Origin of the sequence: Kitasatospora phosalacinea (genome assembly GCF_000716545.1) — a bacterium.
Taxonomy (GTDB): domain Bacteria; phylum Actinomycetota; class Actinomycetes; order Streptomycetales; family Streptomycetaceae; genus Kitasatospora; species Kitasatospora phosalacinea.
Map to the genome: position 1 here is coordinate 25,197 of NZ_JNWZ01000086.1, position 16,906 is coordinate 42,102.

The following is a 16,906-nucleotide window of genomic DNA, read 5'->3' on the forward strand; positions in this document are numbered from 1 at the left end:
CCCCGGCCCTTTCGACGGCACGTCAAACCGCTTGTCCGGCACCACGGGTGTCCGACAAGGTGGAGGGATGACGAGCCGTCGAAAGGGCCGTGCCGCGTAGGCGCCCCTCGGATCTCCGGGTGCAGCCGCAGGGCTGGGGCCCGCCGCGCGGGTACTCGCGGATCGGCCGGCTGTCCGGCCCGGCGCACGCCGCGCCGGCCCGACTGGAGCGGGAGCGGTGGGAGGCGGGTGCCGTGGAGGTGGCGCTGCGGCGCTGGGAGTCGATCGCCCGGGCGCCCGGGCTCAGCCTGCCGCCGCTCTACCGGGACCGCTGCGGTCAACCGGCCTGCTGCCCCGAGCCCGCGGAGGCGCGGGACGTCCCGGAGCGGGCGGTGCATGCGCTGCCGACTCGTGCGGCACGTGAACTACTGCTGCTGGTACGGGTGTTGGACGAGGAGATCCTCCGCCGCCGGTACCTGGTTCCGGCCGGTGGCCCGCCCCACCGCTGGTGGGAGTCGGGGCTCTGACCGGCCCCGGATCATTGGCTCGACGCCCCCTGCCCCCAGACCGGGTCGAGGACGAGCGCGGTGAGCTGCTGACCGTCCAGCACGGGCGGCCCGGCGTACAGGTCCTGGCCGTGGCCGGGCAGCGGGACGGTGCCCGACCCGGCCACGACCATCGTGCCGTCGGCGCGGTAGAGGGTCGCCTGCCAGACCTGCTGGCCGCCCACCGCGGCGGGCGGGAGGTAGAGCACCACGGTGCTGCCGTCCGGCTGCTTCGTGATGCTGCAGCCCTCGGTGTCGCACGTGGCCGGTGCCCGGTGGCCCGTCCCGCGGTCGATGGTGAGCTGCACGGTGCCGGTCCTCGACCCCTTGACGACGGTGTACCCGGCGCCGATCTCATCGCCGCCCAGGAGCCGCCCGGGGAGCCGGCCCTGCTCGACGGCCAGCTTCTTCTGCTCCTCGGTGAGCTGCTTCTCGATCAGGCTCAGGTCGGCGGCCCTGTCCTCGATCACGAACGGCTCGCCGTCCGCCCGGTAGCCCTGCGGGAAGCGGTCCTTGAGCAGCGTGGCGATCTCCGCCCCGCTGGTCGGCCCCGGCCGAACCGCACTGCCAGGGGATCCGGACACGGAGGCGGACGCGGACGCGGTGCCCTGACCGGCCGGGCCCGCGACGGTCGTGGCCGGCCCGCCCGAGAGGGCGATCCCGCCGAACACCGCGACCGCGGCGACGGCGGCGACGCTGCCGGTGACGGCGGCGGTGCGCAGCCCGCGGCGGCGGCGCCCGCGGTGCATCAGTTCGGTGACCGGGGCGGGCCCGGCGGGGCCGTGGCGGTCGGCCAGGTCCCGCAGCGCGCGGGACATCTCCTGGTGCTCGGTGTCGTTCATCGGGTGACCCTCTCCTGGTTCTTCGATCGGTTCTTCGGCTGGTACGGCGCGTGGTTCCCCGCCGGGCCCCCGGACGGGTCCTCGTCCCCGGACGGGTTCCGGGCCAGGACGGTGCGCAGCCGGGCCATCGCCCGGGAGTGCTGGCTCTTGACGGTGCCGACCGAGCACCCGAGGACCGCGGCGGTGTCCTTCTCCGTCAGGTCCTCGAAGTGCCGCAGCACGACCACCGCCCGTTGTCTGAGCGGGAGTTCGCGCAGCGCGCGGTACAGCTCGTCGGCGGCCTCCGGCCCCGCCGCACCGCCGGAGGGCCCGTCCGGCGGTTCGGCGATGAGCAGTTCCCGACGGCGACGCCGCCACCAGCTGATCTGGTTGTTGACCAGCATCCGCCGCAGGTAGGCGTGCGGATCGTCGGTCCGCATCCGTCGCCAGCGCACGTACAGCTTGACCAGGCAGTCCTGGAGCAGCTCCTCGCCCCGGTACCGGTCGCCCGCGATCAGCGTCGCGGTGCGCAGGTGCCGGGGCCAGGCGGTCGCGACGAAATCGGCGTAGGCGTCGTCCTCGGTTTCTCGGCTCACACCGACCAGACGCCCGGGCCCCGGGGAAAGGTTGTCATCCGCCGCACCGTTCCGCTCCGGGTGGCGTCGGCCCGGCGCCCCGCCCGCGGGCCACCCGCCGGTGGCGGGTCGGGCCCACTGCTCCGGCAGGCCGAAGGCGGTGACGTGCTCGGCGCCGAGGAAGGAGGTCAGGGGGGCGACCGCCCGGCGGTGTTCACCGACCCGGACGGCAACGCGGTCGGCCTGCTGGGCGCGTGACGCACGGGGGCCCGGACCGTTCCTGGGAACGGTCCGGGCCCCGTGCGGCGTGGCGTCAGCTCGCGGCGAGCAGCTCCAGGGTGTCGATGACCCGGTTCGAGAAGCCCCACTCGTTGTCGTACCAGGCGACCACCTTGACGTGGCGGCCGTCGACCCGGGTCAGCTCCGAGTCGAAGATCGAGGACGCCGGGTTGCCGGTGATGTCGGAGGAGACCAGCGGGTCCTCCGAGTACTCCAGCACGCCCGCCAGCTTGCCGGCCGCGGCCTCGCGGTAGGCGGCGAGCACCTCCTCGCGGGTGACGTCGCGGGCGACGGTGGTGTTCAGCTCGACGATCGAGCCGACCGGCACCGGCACCCGGATCGAGTCGCCGGACAGCTTGCCGTCCAGCTGCGGCAGCACCAGGCCGATCGCCTTGGCGGCGCCGGTGGTGGTCGGGACGATGTTCACGGCGGCGGCGCGGGCCCGGCGCGGGTCGCGGTGCGGGCCGTCCTGGAGGTTCTGCTCCTGGGTGTAGGCGTGCACGGTGGTCATGAACCCGTGCTCGATGCCCGCGAGCCCGTCGAGGACGGCGGCCAGCGGGGCGAGCGCGTTGGTCGTGCAGGAGGCGTTGGAGACGATGGTGTGCGCGGCCGGGTCGTACGCCTCGGTGTTGACGCCGTAGGCCAGCGTGACGTCGGCGCCGTCGGACGGGGCGGACACCAGCACCTTCTTCGCGCCGGCGGTGAGGTGGGCGCGGGCGGCCGTGGCGGAGGTGAACCGGCCGGTGGCCTCCAGCACGATGTCGACGCCGAGCTCGGCCCAGGGCAGGGCGGCCGGGTCGCGCTCGGCGAGGACCTTGATCCGGCGGCCGTCGACCACCAGGGTGTCGCCCTCGACGGTGACCGGGCGGCCGAGCCGGCCCGAGGTGGTGTCGTAGGCGAGCAGCCGGCCGAGCGCGGTGGGCTCGGTCAGGTCGTTGACGGCGACGACCTCCAGCTTGCTGTCGCGCTCCAGCAGGGCGCGCAGCACGTTGCGTCCGATGCGGCCGAATCCGTTGACGGCGATGCGGGTCATGGGTGGTTGCCCTTCTCTGCGGCTCTTGCGCGGTGCTTCCGCAGGGTGTTCCTGCGGGGTGGTGACTCCACTGTCGCTCGCCGGCAGGGCCAGCGGCAGTGGCGCCCGCGCCACGGTTCGCAAGGATCGTGCCAAGCCGGGAAGGCGCCTCATTCGCCCTTCGCGAAGGTCCGCCGGTACTCGCTGGGCGTGGTCCCGAGGATCTGCTGGAAGTGCGCGCGCAGGTTCGCTCCGGTGCCCAGGCCGGTCTCGGCGGCGATCCGCTCGACGCTGTGCTCGGAACGTTCCAGCAGCTCACGGGCCAGGTCGACGCGGGCCCGCAACACCCACTGCATCGGGGTGTAGCCGGTGTCCTCGACGAAGCGGCGGGAGAAGGTGCGCGGCGAGACGGCGGCGTGCCGGGCCAGCGTCCGCACCGTCAGCGGGCCGTCCAGCCGGTGCAGCGCCCACTCCCGGGTGGCCGCGAACCGTTCGCCGACCGGCTCGGGCAGGCTGCGCGGCACGTACTGCGCCTGGCCGCCGCTGCGGTACGGCGCGGCGACCAGCCGGCGCGCGGTGTGGTTGGACGCGGCCACCCCGAGGTCGCCGCGCAGCACGTGCAGGCACAGGTCGATGCCGGACGCGGCGCCCGCCGAGGTGAGCACGCTGCCCTCGTCGACGAACAGCACGTTCTCGTCCACCCGCACCTTCGGGTACTTGGCGGCCAGCGCCCGGGTGTAGTGCCAGTGCGTGGTGGCCCGGCGGCCGTCCAGCAGCCCGGTGGCGGCCAGCGCGAACGCCCCGGTGGAGATCGCCGCCAACCGGGCCCCCCGGTCGTGCGCCGCGCACAGCGCCTCGACCACGGCGGGCGGCGGGTCGTCCCGGTCGGGGTGCCGGTAGCCGGGCACGAACACCGACTCCGCCCACCGCAGCGCCTCCAACCCGTGCGCCACGTGGTACGACAGCCCGTCCCCGCCCGCTACCAGCCCCGGCGCCGCCCCGCACACCCGCACCTCGTACGGCATGCTGCCCCGGGTGGAGAACACCTGCGCGGGGATCCCGACATCGAGCGGTTTGGCGCCGTCCAGGACCAGCACGGCCACCCGGCGCAGGCGAGGGGCTGACATCCCCTCAGCGTAGGCTCCGTCCGCGCCGTGCCGTCGCCGCGCCGGGTGTGCGACATCAGTTCGCGATGCCGAGTATCCGCCCGACGGTGTCCGGGTCGCCGATCGAACGCAGCATGCAGTGCGCGACGTCCGCCCGCGACACCTTCGACCCGCCGCGCAGGTTCTGCCCGTACGCGACCCGGTAGTCGCGGGTCAGCGGCCCGTCGGTGAGCCGGGGCGGGCGCAGCACCGTCCAGTCCAGGCCGCTGGCCAGCACCACGTCCTCCATCCGGGCCAGGTCCGCGTAGTGCGCGCGCAGCACCCGCTTCACCATCGGCGTCAGCACGTACCGCATCACCGTCCCCTCGCCCGGGTCGTGCCGCGGCGGGTGCGGCCGGGCCGGCGAGGGCACCGTCCCGATCGGCGCGGCGCTCACCACCAGCAGCCGCCGCGTCCCGGCCTCCCGCATCGCCTCCGCCAGCGCCCGCGTCCCGGCCTCGGCGACCCCGACGCCCGCCTTCCCCACCGCCCCGAGCCCGGACAGCACCGCGTCCGCCCCGGCCACCGCCTCGCGCAGCTCCCCCGCCCCGGCCCGCGCCAGGTCCGCCCGCACCACCCGGACCCCCACGTCCCCCAGCTTCCCCGGATCCCGCACCACGGCCGTCACCTCGTGCCCGGCCCCCACCGCCTGCTCCAGGACCTGCCGTCCGATCCCTCCGGACGCGGCCACCACGGTCAGCTTCATCGTTCTCTCCTCGGCTCTCTCAGTTCTCTTCCACCGCGACGGAGTTCGCGCCGCGCAACTTGTCGGGGTTGGTCACGAAGTAGATGTCCGTGACCTGCTCGCCGTCCGCCGCGAGGTCCAGCACCAGCACCGCGAACGGGGCCTCGCCGATGAACAGCACCGCCGACGGGTCCCCGTTGGCGGTGGCCCACCGCACTCGCACGCCCTGCGCCCGGTCGGCGTTGCCGACCAGCAGCCGGGCGACCTTCTCCCGGCCGTGCACCGGTCGGGCTCCGGCGGCGGTCGCCTTGCCGCCGCCGTCCGCCCAGAGCGTCACGTCGGGGGCGAGGAGGCGCAGCAGCGCGTCGAGGTCCCCGCCGCCGACGGCGGCGGCGAAGCGTTCGGTGGCCTGCCGCCGGACGGCCGGGTCGGCCCGGTAGCGGGGCCGCCTGGCCTGGACGTGTTCGCGGGCCCGGTGGGCGAGTTGGCGGACGGCGGCGGGGCTGCGCCCGAGGATCCCGGCGGTCTCCGGGTGGCTGTACCCGAAGACCTCGTGCAGGACGAAGACGGCGCGCTCCAGCGGGGTGAGCGTCTCCAGCACCACCAGCAGCGCGATCGACACCGCCTCGGCCCGTTCGCCCGCGTCCTCCAGCGTCTCGGTCGCGGCCGTCCCGGCCGGGGCGACGAGCGGTTCGGGCAGCCAGGGCCCGAAGTAGCTCTCCCGCCGCCGGCTGATCTCGGTGCGGCGGGCCAGCGCGGTGTTCACGGCGGCGCGCACCAGGTAGGCGCGCGGGTGCAGGACCGGTCCGGCGTCGGCGGAACGCTGCCGGCCGGACCAGGCGAGCCAGGTCTCCTGCAGGACGTCCTCGGTGTCGGCGACCGTGCCCAGCAGGTTGTAGACCATCGAGAACAGCAACTCCCGGTGTTCGGTGAACACCTCGGTGGCCTCGTCCATCGGGTCCCCTCCTCCGTCTTCGTCTTCCGGCTGCATCCCGAGAGTGGCAGTGCCGCCCGGGTGTGACACGGATGCCGGAGGAAACGGGAAGAGGTCCGTGCCGCCGTCGGCGGCACGGACCTCTTCCCGATGGGCCCGGAGGGGGTCAGCCCATGCTCTTCTGCCCGTCCAGGGCCTCCCGGATGATGTCGGCGTGCCCGGCGTGCTGGGCGGTCTCGGCGATGATGTGCAGCACGGTGCGCCGGGCCGACCAGCTCGCGCCGGGGGTGAACCAGGGCGCCGAGGGCAGCGGGTGCGAGACGTCCAGGTCGTCCAGGCCGGCCAGCAGTTCGTCGGTGCCGCGGGCCACCGCCTCGTACGCGGTCAGCACGCCGAGCAGGGTCTCGCCGGGCAGCAGCCGGAACTCGTCCGCGCGGGCCCGGTAGTCGGCCTCGGTCATGGCGTCGAAGTCGGGCAGCGCCGACGTGCCGAGGGCGATGAACGCCGCCCAGGTCCGCTCCACCGAGGTGACGTGCTTGATCAGGCCGCCGATGGTCAGCTCGCTGACGGTGGTGCGGCGGGAGGCCTGCTCGTCGTCGAGGTCGCGGGCGGTCAGCCGCAGGAAGTGCCGGATGGCGCGCAGCTCGGCGATCAGGTCGGCCCGCTCGCCGCTCAGGCCCTCGACGTCGGCGGCGGGGTACTGGCCGTCGGCGGTCTGGGCGGTCTGGGCGGTCTTGACGGTCTCGGTGCTCATGGTGTCGCCTCTCCGGTCGCGGTACGCGGTGCGCGGTGCGCTGTCCTGCTCGCTTCGTGTTCCACGTTACGGAGCATTGCGGCCACTTTCCGTCCGCAATGGCGCGAGGATGGGAACCATGGCCGACACCAGTGCCCGCACCCTGCGGCTGCTCACCCTGCTCCAGTCCCACCGCTTCTGGGCGGGCGGGGAACTCTCCGCCCGCCTCGGCGTCTCCGCCCGCACCCTGCGCCGCGACGTCGACCGGCTGCGCGAGCTCGGCTACCCGGTCGAGGCCAGGCGCGGCGTCGACGGCGGCTACCAGCTGGCCGCGGGGGCCGCGCTGCCCCCGCTGGTGATCGACGACGAGGAGGCGGTCGCACTGGCCGTCGGGCTGCAGGCGGCGGCCGACAACGCGGTGGAGGGCATCGCGGAGGCTTCCGTCCGGGTGCTGGCGAAGGTGGTGCAGGTGATGCCGGCCCGGCTGCGCCGCCGGGTGGAGGCGCTGCGCACCGTCACCGTCCCGGCGAACTGGCGCACCGACACCGCCTCCCCGATCGACCCGGACGCCCTGACCGCCGTCGCCCTGGCCTGCCGGGACACCGAGCGGCTGCGCTTCCGGTACGAGGCCGCCGACGGCGCCGCCACCGAGCGGCACGCCGAGCCGCACGGCCTGGTCCGGCTCGGGCACCGCTGGTACCTGGTCGCCTACGACCTCACCCGGCAGGACTGGCGCACCTTCCGCCTCGACCGCCTCGCCGCCCCCGAGCCGACCGGCGCCCGCTTCCTGCCCCGCACCCTCCCGGCCGCCGACGCCGCCGAGTTCGTCCGGGCCGGGCTCCAGGGCCAGCCCCGCCCGCACCGGGTCGAGGCACTGGTCGAGGCTCCCGCGCGGCAGGTCCGGGAGAGGATCGGCCGCTGGGCCGAGGTCGAGGAGGCCGACGCCGGACGCAGCCGGGTGCTGATGAACGCCGACTCGCTGGAGTGGCCCGCGATGGCGCTCGGTTCGCTGGACGCCGACTTCCGGGTGGTCTCCCCGCCCGAACTCGCCGCCCTGCTGACCTCCTGGGGCGAACGCTTCCTCCGCTCCACCGGCCCCGGTCCGTCGCCGTCGTCGGCCCCGGACACCCCCCCACCGCCGGCGTCCGGCCCGGGCCCCCGCCGTGCCGCCGCCAACCACCAGGCAGAATCGGAGCGGTGACGACTCAGCAGCTGCTCACTCCCGCCGAGGCCGCCGAACGCTCGGGGTTCAGCCTGGACACCCTGCGCTACTACGAACGGATCGGCCTGCTCACCTCCATCACCCGCGCCACCAGCGGGCACCGCCGGTTCAGCCCCGACGACATGGGCTGGCTGGGCATCCTGCGCTGCCTGCGCGACACCGGGATGCCGATCGCCGACATGCGCCGCTACGCCGAACTCGCCCGCGCCGAGGGGCCGGAGAGCCTGCTCGGCCGGATCGAGCTGCTGGAGCGGCACGACACCGCCGTCAACGACCAGATCGCCCTGCTGGAACGCCAGCGCACCCACCTCCGCGACAAGATCGACTACTACCGCAGCGTCCTCGCCTCCGACGGAACCACCGACGGAACCACCGGCTGAACGGCCAACGGCCAACCGACCAGCCGACCAGCCGACCCGACGGCCGGACCACCCGCCCGCCCGCCCTCCTTCAGGTCCGCAGCCCGTCCACCACCACCTCGAACAGCCGCTCCTGCCGCTCGGCCAGCGCCGGCGCCTGATCGGCGGCCCAACTGACCGCGTTGGCGAGGGCGAAGACGTCGGTACCGGTGACGTCCGCCCGGATCCGTCCGGCCCGCTGCGCGGCGGCCAGCAGTCCGCCCCCGGCCTCCCGCATCGCCGTGCAGCTCGCGTGCAGCGGCGAGGCCGGGTCGCGGAGGGTGGCCAGCAGCGCCTCCGGCAGGCCCCGGTACGCGCCCGCGCCGGCGCGGAACTCCCGCAGCCAGTCGACCAGGGCGTCCGCCGGGTCGGCGGCGGCCGACGCCAGCTCCTCGGCCCGCTGCGCCAGCCGGTCGAAGCGCCGGGCCAGCAGCGCCTCCAGCAGCGCCTCCCGGCTGGGGAAGTGCCGGTAGAGCGTGCCCAGCCCGACCTCGGCCCGCCGGGCGACGTCCCGCAGCGAGGCCTGCGCTCCCTGTTCGGCGAGCACCTGCGCGCCGATCTCCAGCAGCCGGTCCCGGTTGCGCCTGGCGTCCGCGCGGGGCACCCGGGCGGTCGGATCAACAGCCATGCTTCATCCCGTCGTTGACATTCGGAGCGGTGCTCCGCTTAAACTTCCAACAGCTTCCGGAGCGGTGCTCCGGATTCTACGGCGGCGCCGTCCGGTCCGCGGAAGCAGTTCCGGCCGGCCGCGGAGGGGAGACACGAATGACCGTCGACACCATGTGGGCGGTGCGCCTGCACGCCTTCGGCGCACCCGAGGTGCTGGTCCGCGAACGGGTGCCGCGCCCCGCGCCCGGCCCGGGCGAGACGCTGGTCCGGGTGCACGCGGCGGGCGTCAACCCGCTCGACTGGTACGCCCGCACCGGCTACCGCAACATCCCGCCCGAGCACCGCCCGTCCCCCGCGCTGCCGTTGATCCCGGGCAGTGACGTCTCCGGCACCGTCGTCGCCACCGGCCCGGGCTCCGACCGGCAGGTCGGCGAACGCGTCCACGCCCTGGTCAAGTTCCCCGGCCGCGGCGCGTGCTACGCGGAGTACGTGGCCGTCCCGGACGACCAGCTGGCCCGGCTACCCGACTCCATCGACCACGTGACGGGGGCCGCGCTCCCGATGGCCGGCCTGACCGCCCACCAGTACCTCAACCACCGCCTGCGCCCCGCGCCCGGCATCACCGCCGTGGTCAACGGCGCGGCCGGCGGCGTCGGCCACCTCGCCCTGCAACTGCTCAAGGCGGGCGGCGCCGGGCAGGTGGTCGCGGTCGCCTCCGGCCGCCACGAGCGGTTCCTGCGCGACCTGGGCGCCGACCGCTTCGTCGACTACACCGCGGGCCCGGTCGCGGACGCGGTGCGGGACGCCGACCTGCTGTTCGACGCCGTCGGCGGCCCGGACGCCCACCGCCTGCTCCCGGTGCTGCGGCGCGGCGGCCGGGTCGCCCCGGTCTACTTCGGCGACTACCGCACCGAGCACGCCGTCGACGAACTCGGCCTGGTGTTCAACGAGCGCATCTGGCAGGTCCGTTCGAGCGGCGCCGACCTCGCCGAGCTGGACGCCCTGGTGGTCTCCGGAGCCGTCCGGGTCGCCATCGCCGAGGTGTTCCCGCTCGCCGAGGCGGCCGCCGCCCACCGCCGCGCCGAACAGGGCCACCTGCGCGGCAAGTTGGTCCTGCACGTCGCCGACTGAACACCCGCGCGGGGCCCCGCGCACCGCTCCCCCGACGCTCCCGCCACAACGCCACCACCGGGAAGTCCGGGTCGGACAGGGCACCAGCCACGGCCACCTGTTCGGCCCCGGCGCCGCGCACGCACCGGACGGCCGGAGACCCTCCGGCGGTAGCCGCAGGGCGCGGCCGTCCCGCCTCGTCCCCCTCGCCCGGTGCCCGGGGCCTGGGCAGTGGAGCTACTCGGCGGTAGGGTCACCGGCACGCTCGGGCTGGTGATCTCGGAGGTCGTGGTGGAGTACGGCGAGTACCGCGGGTACGACGCGGTGGGGTTGGCCGCGCTGGTGGCGGGCGGGGAGGTCTCGGCCGGGGAGCTGCTGGAAGTGGCGATCGGACGGGCCGAGCAGGTCGGCGACCGGCTGAACGCGATCGTGCGGCCGATGCACGAGATCGCCCGCGAGCGGGCGGCGGGTCCGCTGAGCGGCCCGTTCGCGGGCGTGCCGTTCCTGGTCAAGGACCTGATCCAGGACTACGCGGGCCTGCCGACCGGCAGCGGCTGCCGGGCCCTGCAGCACACCCCCGCGGCGGCGCACAGCGAGTCGGTGCGGCGCTGGCTGGACGCCGGGCTGGTGGTGTTCGGGAAGACCAACACGCCGGAGTTCGGCAGCAAGGGCGTCACCGAGCCGGAGGCCACCGGCCCGGCCCGCAACCCGTGGGACACCGGTCGGACGCCGGGCGGCTCCTCCGGCGGTTCGGCGGCCGCCGTCGCCGCGGGCGTGGTGCCGGTGGCGGGCGCCAACGACGGCGGCGGGTCGATCCGGATACCGGCGGCCTGCTGCGGCCTGTTCGGGCTGAAGCCGGGCCGCGGCCTGGTCCCGGCCGGACCGGCCGCCGCCGAGCACCTGCACGGCGCGGCCACCGACGGCGTGGTCTCGCGCAGCGTCCGGGACAGCGCCGCGATGCTGGACGTGCTGGCGGGCGCCCCCGACCCGGCCGGCCCGTACCTGCCGCACCGCTCCGCCGAGCCGTACGCCGAACTGGCCCGCCGTGCGCCCGGCCCGCTGCGGATCGGGTTCACCACCCGCTCCCCGCTGGGCACCGAGGTGCACCCGCAGGCGCTGGCCGCCGTCGCGGACGCGGCCGCCCTGCTGGAGGACCTCGGCCACCGCGTCGAGGAGGCCGACACCGGCATCGACGAGCGCGGCCTCGCCCTGGACTTCCTCGCGATGTGGGCCACCGAGACCGCCGCCACCGTGGACGAGGTCAAGCGCCTGACCGGCGCCGGCGACGCGGGCTTCGAGCTGGACACCCACGTGCTGGCCGCCGCCGGCCGCCGGATGCGCGCGCCCGCCTACTACGCCGCCCACCAGCGCTGGAACCTGTACAACCGCCAGCTCGCCGAGTTCCACGCCGGGTACGACCTGCTGCTGACCCCCACCCTGGCCCGACCCCCGGTCCGGGTGGGCGAGTTGGACACCCCGCCGGCGGTCAGGGCACTGGCCGGGCTGCTGCTGCCGCTCGGCCTGCTGGGCCTGCTCAGCCGGACGAAGGCGTACGAGTCGGCGGTGATCACCAACCTGGCGCCCGTCCCGTTCACCCAGCTCGCCAACATCACCGGCCGCCCCGCCGCCAGCGTCCCGCTGTACCGCACCCCGGACGGCCTGCCGCTGGGCGTGCAGTTCGTGGCGCCGCTGGGCGGCGAGGGCACCCTGCTCGCCCTCGCCGCCCAGTTGGAGTCGGCCCGGCCCTGGGCCCACCTCGAACCCGCGCTCTAACCGGCCGTCAGCCCATCGTCTTCTGCCCGTCCAGCGCCTCGCGCAGGATGTCGGCGTGCCCGGCGTGCTGCGCGGTCTCCGCGATGACGTGCAGCAGGACGCGCCGCACGCTCCACGACCCGCCGGGCTCGAACCAGGGCGCGGCGGGCAGCGCCCGTTCGCTGTCCAGGTCGAGGGTGGCGATCAGGTTGTCGGTGTGCTCGGCGACGGCCCGGTAGCGTTCCAGCAGGACGTCCAGGGTCTCGCCGTCCAGCATCCGGAACTGCTCGGCCCAGGAGTCGGCGTCGTCCGGCGCGCCCTCGGCGCGCATCGCCTCGGCGCCGCCGACGGCGAACCGCAGCCAGCGCTCCTCCACCCCGGCGACGTGCTTGATCAGCCCGCCGAGGGTGAGTTCGCTGACGGTGGTGCGCCGCCGGGCCTGTTCGTCGGTGAGGCCGCGCGCGGTGTAGCGCAGGAAGCCGCGCTGCTTGTCCAGCGCGGCCAGCAGGTCGGCTCGTTCGCCGGTGAGGTCGGGGAGCGGGGTGACCATCGGTTCAGGCCACCTCCACCGTGCTGGGCGGTTCGCCCTCGGCGGCGGACGGGTCGATCAGCGAGAACGCGGCGCCCTGCGGGTCGACGAAGGACGCGGACCGCCCGAACGGGGTGGTCATCGGCCCGAACACCAGCTGCCCGCCGGCCTGGACGGCCCGTCCGGCCGCCGCGTCGCAGTCGTCCACCACGAAGTACACGCTGACGTACGGCGGCACCTGGGCCGGCACGTCCGGCCCCATGCCCATCGAGCCGAGCGCGGGCGTGTCGCCGAGGCTGTAGACGCTGTAGTCCACCTTGTCGTCGACGATCTTCCGCACCCGGTACGGGAACACCCGCGGGAAGAAGGAGTCGGCGGCGGAGGTGTCCCGGGTGAACACCTCCGCCCAGCCGTAGCCGCCGGGCGCGTCGCGCAGTTCGAAGCCCCGGTGCTCGCCGGCCTGCCAGATGCCGAACACCACGCCCGCCGGGTCCCGGGCGATCGCCATCGAGCCGGAGCCGCCGACCTCCACCGGCTCCAACAGCACGGTGCCGCCGGCCGCCCGGACCCGCTCCGCGGCCGCCGCGGCGTCGGCCGCGGCCAGGTGGAGCACCCACGCGGAGCGGCCCTGCTGCCCGGGCGCCGGCGGGACGACCGCGGCCACCGCCCTGCCGTCCTTCAGGGCCTGCGCGTAGTCGCCCAACTCGGACGAGGCCCCGCCGAACGTCCAGCCCAGCACCTCCCCGTAGAAGGCCTTGGCGCCCTCCGGGTCGGCGGACGTCAGGTCCGCCCAGACGGGGGTGCCCTCGGGTACTGCCGTCATGGTGCTTCTCTCCCTCCGCTGTCGGCTCCCGGGGCGTCGCCCCGGGGGAAAGCACGTGCCCTGCCACGCTAGCCAGCGCCCCGGACGGCCGCTCGGCGAAGCGCGCCCGGCGCGGTCCCCGCGACGCACCCCACCAGGCGCCCCACGCGCCCCTCAGCCCCCTCCGCACCACTCCTCCGTCGCCCCGCTCCGGGGCTCCGGACGCACCCGAACGTCTGTTGCCGCGCAGTGACAATTCGCTTACCCGGCGGGGTCATCGGGTTGCGAAGCTCTACTCGTCGCCCCGGGAGACGGAACGAGAGAACCGGCCGGAACGACCACCGCCACCACTGCTTCCGGAGGGAACCCGTCCATGTCCGCGCACGCCCGCCTCCGCCGCTCCGCCGCCGCCGTCTTCGTCTCCGCGATCACCGCCGGTTCCGCCCTGCTGCTGACCGCCTGCGACCCGTCCACCGACGCGTCCGCCGGCACCAAGCCCGGCAGCGCCGCCCCCTCCAGCACCGCCCCCTCCCGCACCGCCTCCGCCCCGGCTCCGTCCGCGTCCGCCCCGGCCGCTGCCGCCACCACGCCGAGCGCCTCCGCCACCACCCCGGCCCAGCCCTCCGGGTCCGCGTCCGCGCCCGCCCGGCAGCCTTCCGCCGCGCCGACCAAGGCCGCCCTCAACCTCACCAAGGGCACCGGCCTGACCATCAGCAACGGCACCCGCTACGTGGTGATGGACGGCGAGTCCGTGGACTTCGGCACCGTGGTCCGCGACCTGGCCTGGTCCCCCGACGGCAAGCACGCCGCCTTCGTCGACGGCAACGGCAACCCGCCGACGAGTCCGCCAACTACGTCCCGGCCAAGAACAACCTGCTGTTCACCGCGGACGACCACGGCACCCTGCGGCTGCTCGGCGTCCCCGCGACCGGCGGCGCCCCGGCCCCGATCCGCCTGGCCACCTACTCCGAGGAGAACCCCGTCCCGAACCCGGCCACCGGCAACCTGTGGGCGAACGTCGGCAACCGGATCGGCTCCGCGGTCTACGCCAACAAGGACGACGGCCAGGTGTACTTCCGCGACGACTACCTGCGGCAGCAGGGTTCGGCGGTCGCCAAGGGCTCGCAGCCCGACCTCGACGACGAGGGCGACATCGTGTTCGTCCGCTCGGTGGACGGCCACACCCACCTGTTCGCCAAGGACAGCCACCAGCGTTCCCCGGAGCGCGACCTGACCCCGCACGCCACCACGGACCACACCGAGCCGACCTTCTCCCCCGACGGCCGGACCATCGCCTTCCGCGCCCCCGACGGCATCTACACGATGCCCGCCGCCGGCGGCGCCCCGACCAAGGTCTCGGACACCGCGGGTCTGCCCGCCTACCGCGGCTGACCCGCCGGGAGGCACCGACCGGACCGCCCGGTCACCCGTCCGCCCGACCGGACGCCACCCCGACACCACGACACCCCGACACCACGACACCAGACACTCCGTCACCCGACCGTTCCGGTTCACGAATTCAGGGTCCGCGAACCGGAACGCCCGGTGCGACAGCCCGGACGGCCCCCGCCGCCCGGGCTGTCGCCCGTCCCTGCCAGGATGTGCCCGAGCCACCGACCACGGCGGTCGAGTCCCGTGCCCGACCCGGGCCGCTCCCGCCACCCGACCGAGTTCCTGGGGGGAACCGTCCATGAGCGAACGCACCCGTCTGCGCCGGTCCGCCGCCGCCCTGCTGGTGGCCGCGGTCACCACCGGGTCGGCCCTGCTGCTGTCGGCCTGCGACCCGGAGGGCGGGGACACCGGCACCGCCGCCTCCTCCCCGGCCGCCGCCGGCACCCCGAAGCCGGACGGCACCGGCTCCGCCGCCCCCGCCAAGATCGGCACGCTGAACAAGACCGCCGGCACCAAGCTGACCATCAGCACCGGCACCAGCACCGTGCTGATGGACGGCGAGTCCGTGGACTTCGGCACCGTGGTCCGCGACCTGGCCTGGTCCCCCGACGGCAAGCACGCCGCCTTCGTCGACGGCAACGGCAACCGCGGACGACAAGAAGAACCTGCGCCTGATGTCCGCCGAGGCCAAGGCGAACGGCAAGGTCGAGGAGCTGCACCTGGGCGACTCCGAGGGCGCCGAGATCCCGCAGACCGGCAACCTGTGGCCGAACTCCAACGGCCTGTCCGGCATGACGGTCTACGCCAACAAGACCGACGGCCAGGTCTACTTCCACGACGTGGTCAGCCGGACCAACGGCGGCGCCATCGCCGAGGGTTCGCAGCCCGCGCTGGCGGACGAGGGCGCGCTGGTGTTCGTCCGCTCCGCCAACGGGCACAGCCACGTCTTCGCCAGCCCGGGTGACGAGAACGCCGACCAGCAGATCGACCTCACCCCGGACGCGGCCGTCGACTACACCGAGCCGGCCATCAGCCACGACGGCAGGACGGTCGCCTTCCGCGGCCCGGACGGCGTCTACACCGTCCCGTTCGAGGGCGGGAAGCCGGAGAAGATCGCCGACACCGTCGGCCTGCCCGCCTACCGCTGAGCGATCCGGTCCAACTCGGCCTGCAGGTTGGGGAGTTGCTCGTCTGCATTGTCGTGCGGCAGCCACTCGACCGGGTCCAGGAAGCGGAACACCACCTTGGTCGGGGTGATCGCGAACTCGTACTCGTCGAAGCCGACCACCGCACCCGCCTCGCCCCGGGCGGCCCCGCGCACCACGTGCGCGGTGAGGTCGTCCGGGGCCCCGCCCCGGACGGCCGACACCCGGCGGCGGGCGTTGGAGCGGGCCAGGTACGGGCAGACCATCGAGGCGTACAGCATGCACGCCCGGTGGCCGGGGCCCTCCGTGGTGGGCGCCATGTTCCGGTAGGGCCGGCCGGCCGCCAGCGCCTCGCCGATCGCCACCGCCTCGGCCCCGCCGACCACCCGCCACACCGGCCCGCGCGGCATCAGCGTGTCGCACACCGAGCACAGCCGCTCCCGGGCGCAGGCCGCGGACCGCTCGTAGTCGGTCAGCGCGAACTGCGGCCGTCCGTCCTCCCAGGGGGTGATCGCGGGCACCGGGTAGCCCCGCTCGTCACGCGGGCGGGCCGCCACGGCGGGCGGCTTGGGGACGGTGTCGAAGCGCATGCCCCATGCCTATCACGCCCCCGCGCTCACCCGCGCGGCACCGCGTACTCCGTCAACTCGGCGCCCCCCGGTGCGAGTTGTCCCCATTCGCCCGGCACGTCCAGCACCGCGATCCCGGCCGTGGAGAACTTCTCCCGCAGCCGCTCCAGCGCCTCGCTCCGCTGCCCGTGGGCCAGCTCCAGCACCAGCTCCTGCACCTCGGGCCGGTGCCCGACCAGCATCACGGTGCGCACCACCGGCGGCAACTCCCGTAGCAGCCCCACGAGTTCGTCCGGTTCGGCGCGGTACGCCCGCGGCTCCAGGACGAGTTCGGGCGCGCCGCCGAGCTCCGGCTCGGCCAGCTCCCAGGTCTGCCGGGTGCGGACCGCGGTGGAGCACAGCACCCGGTCCGGCACCAACCCGTGCTCCGCCAGCCACCGCCCGGCCGCCGCCGCGTCGGCCCGGCCGCGCTCGGCCAGCGGCCGCAGCTCGTCCGGGACGTCCGGCCAGTCCGCCTTGGCGTGCCGCAGCACGATCAACCGCCGCTGTCGTGTCATCCCCCCAGTGTGGCCCGCCCCGCGAACCGCGCTCCACCCAACGCGCGGGCCGGAGCCGATACCGGCGGAAAACCGGACGACACGCCTGCCCCCGCTCGGCTAGCGTCACAGGC

At 75.1% G+C, this 16,906-nt stretch carries 20 protein-coding genes; 7 read left to right on the forward strand and 13 right to left on the reverse strand.

The genetic code is table 11. The features are described 5' to 3' along the window. Positions 1 to 119: 119 nt before the first annotated feature. Entirely contained in the window at positions 120 to 506 is a 387-nt protein-coding gene (locus tag OO48_RS30535) for a hypothetical protein (RefSeq protein ID WP_051733168.1), read from the forward strand. An 11-nt stretch (positions 507 to 517) separates the two neighbouring features. Here OO48_RS30535 and OO48_RS30540 read toward each other — a convergent pair whose 3' ends face one another. The 7 genes from OO48_RS30540 to OO48_RS30570 all read right to left on the reverse strand — a co-directional run bounded on the left by OO48_RS30540 (position 518) and on the right by OO48_RS30570 (position 6,729). Next, on the reverse strand, positions 518 to 1,366 hold the full coding sequence (locus OO48_RS30540) for a hypothetical protein (protein ID WP_033222179.1): 849 nt from the start codon (positions 1,364 to 1,366) through the stop codon (positions 518 to 520). Continuing rightward, positions 1,363 to 1,941, reverse strand: a complete 579-nt coding sequence (locus tag OO48_RS30545; RefSeq protein ID WP_033222181.1) for a SigE family RNA polymerase sigma factor — start codon at positions 1,939 to 1,941, stop codon at positions 1,363 to 1,365. The genes OO48_RS30540 and OO48_RS30545 overlap by 4 nt, the downstream gene beginning before the upstream one ends. Before the next feature lie 292 nt (positions 1,942 to 2,233). Next, entirely contained in the window at positions 2,234 to 3,232 is a 999-nt protein-coding gene (gene gap, locus OO48_RS30550) for a type I glyceraldehyde-3-phosphate dehydrogenase (protein WP_033222182.1), read from the reverse strand. Between the two features lie 149 nt (positions 3,233 to 3,381). Then, positions 3,382 to 4,338 (reverse strand): GlxA family transcriptional regulator, encoded by a 957-nt coding sequence (locus OO48_RS30555; RefSeq protein ID WP_033222183.1) that lies wholly within the window; start codon positions 4,336 to 4,338, stop codon positions 3,382 to 3,384. Positions 4,339 to 4,393: 55 nt separating this feature from the next. Next, positions 4,394 to 5,062 (reverse strand): NAD(P)-dependent oxidoreductase, encoded by a 669-nt coding sequence (locus OO48_RS30560; protein ID WP_033222184.1) that lies wholly within the window; start codon positions 5,060 to 5,062, stop codon positions 4,394 to 4,396. Positions 5,063 to 5,081: 19 nt separating this feature from the next. Continuing rightward, positions 5,082 to 5,996 carry a sigma-70 family RNA polymerase sigma factor gene (locus OO48_RS30565; protein WP_033222186.1) on the reverse strand — a complete coding sequence of 305 codons (915 nt, stop codon included), beginning with the start codon at positions 5,994 to 5,996 and terminating at the stop codon, positions 5,082 to 5,084. 145 nt (positions 5,997 to 6,141) lie between these two features. Then, positions 6,142 to 6,729 (reverse strand): DinB family protein, encoded by a 588-nt coding sequence (locus tag OO48_RS30570; protein WP_081952504.1) that lies wholly within the window; start codon positions 6,727 to 6,729, stop codon positions 6,142 to 6,144. Between the two features lie 118 nt (positions 6,730 to 6,847). On the opposite strand from OO48_RS30570, the gene OO48_RS30575 reads away from it, so the two are divergent. Both OO48_RS30575 and OO48_RS30580 read left to right on the forward strand, forming a co-directional pair. After that, the gene (locus OO48_RS30575) at positions 6,848 to 7,909 is read left to right on the forward strand and encodes a helix-turn-helix transcriptional regulator (RefSeq protein WP_081952505.1); all 1,062 of its coding nucleotides are present in this window, start codon (positions 6,848 to 6,850) and stop codon (positions 7,907 to 7,909) included. Continuing rightward, entirely contained in the window at positions 7,906 to 8,310 is a 405-nt protein-coding gene (locus OO48_RS30580) for a MerR family transcriptional regulator (RefSeq protein WP_033222188.1), read from the forward strand. The genes OO48_RS30575 and OO48_RS30580 overlap by 4 nt, the downstream gene beginning before the upstream one ends. Before the next feature lie 70 nt (positions 8,311 to 8,380). Here the strand turns inward: OO48_RS30580 and OO48_RS30585 are convergent, their stop codons facing one another. Beyond that, entirely contained in the window at positions 8,381 to 8,956 is a 576-nt protein-coding gene (locus OO48_RS30585) for a TetR/AcrR family transcriptional regulator (RefSeq protein ID WP_033222190.1), read from the reverse strand. 137 nt (positions 8,957 to 9,093) lie between these two features. Here OO48_RS30585 and OO48_RS30590 point away from each other — a divergent pair, with 137 nt between their 5' ends. Together OO48_RS30590 and OO48_RS30595 are read left to right on the forward strand one after the other, a co-directional pair. After that, on the forward strand, positions 9,094 to 10,068 hold the full coding sequence (locus OO48_RS30590) for an NADP-dependent oxidoreductase (protein ID WP_033222192.1): 975 nt from the start codon (positions 9,094 to 9,096) through the stop codon (positions 10,066 to 10,068). A gap of 252 nt (positions 10,069 to 10,320) precedes the next feature. Continuing rightward, positions 10,321 to 11,820 carry an amidase gene (locus tag OO48_RS30595; RefSeq protein ID WP_245194862.1) on the forward strand — a complete coding sequence of 500 codons (1,500 nt, stop codon included), beginning with the start codon at positions 10,321 to 10,323 and terminating at the stop codon, positions 11,818 to 11,820. Positions 11,821 to 11,827: 7 nt separating this feature from the next. Here OO48_RS30595 and OO48_RS30600 read toward each other — a convergent pair whose 3' ends face one another. From OO48_RS30600 to OO48_RS40335, 3 genes are all read right to left on the reverse strand, one after another. Continuing rightward, entirely contained in the window at positions 11,828 to 12,349 is a 522-nt protein-coding gene (locus OO48_RS30600) for a DinB family protein (protein ID WP_033222193.1), read from the reverse strand. Positions 12,350 to 12,353: 4 nt separating this feature from the next. Then, positions 12,354 to 13,151 (reverse strand): VOC family protein, encoded by a 798-nt coding sequence (locus tag OO48_RS30605; protein WP_033222194.1) that lies wholly within the window; start codon positions 13,149 to 13,151, stop codon positions 12,354 to 12,356. Between the two features lie 240 nt (positions 13,152 to 13,391). Next, entirely contained in the window at positions 13,392 to 13,853 is a 462-nt protein-coding gene (locus tag OO48_RS40335; RefSeq protein WP_033222195.1) for a hypothetical protein, read from the reverse strand. A gap of 345 nt (positions 13,854 to 14,198) precedes the next feature. Here OO48_RS40335 and OO48_RS40340 point away from each other — a divergent pair, with 345 nt between their 5' ends. Continuing rightward, positions 14,199 to 14,522, forward strand: a complete 324-nt coding sequence (locus tag OO48_RS40340) for a TolB family protein (protein WP_033222197.1) — start codon at positions 14,199 to 14,201, stop codon at positions 14,520 to 14,522. Between the two features lie 674 nt (positions 14,523 to 15,196). Further along, positions 15,197 to 15,670 (forward strand): TolB family protein, encoded by a 474-nt coding sequence (locus tag OO48_RS40345; RefSeq protein ID WP_033222199.1) that lies wholly within the window; start codon positions 15,197 to 15,199, stop codon positions 15,668 to 15,670. On the opposite strand, the gene OO48_RS30625 is transcribed toward OO48_RS40345, so the two are convergent. Both OO48_RS30625 and OO48_RS30630 read right to left on the reverse strand, forming a co-directional pair. Beyond that, positions 15,661 to 16,257, reverse strand: a complete 597-nt coding sequence (locus tag OO48_RS30625; RefSeq protein WP_033222201.1) for a hypothetical protein — start codon at positions 16,255 to 16,257, stop codon at positions 15,661 to 15,663. The two genes, OO48_RS40345 and OO48_RS30625, sit on opposite strands and share 10 nt — an antisense overlap. 26 nt (positions 16,258 to 16,283) lie before the next feature. Further along, the gene (locus OO48_RS30630; RefSeq protein WP_081952506.1) at positions 16,284 to 16,793 is read right to left on the reverse strand and encodes a SixA phosphatase family protein; all 510 of its coding nucleotides are present in this window, start codon (positions 16,791 to 16,793) and stop codon (positions 16,284 to 16,286) included. Positions 16,794 to 16,906: the final 113 nt, after the last annotated feature.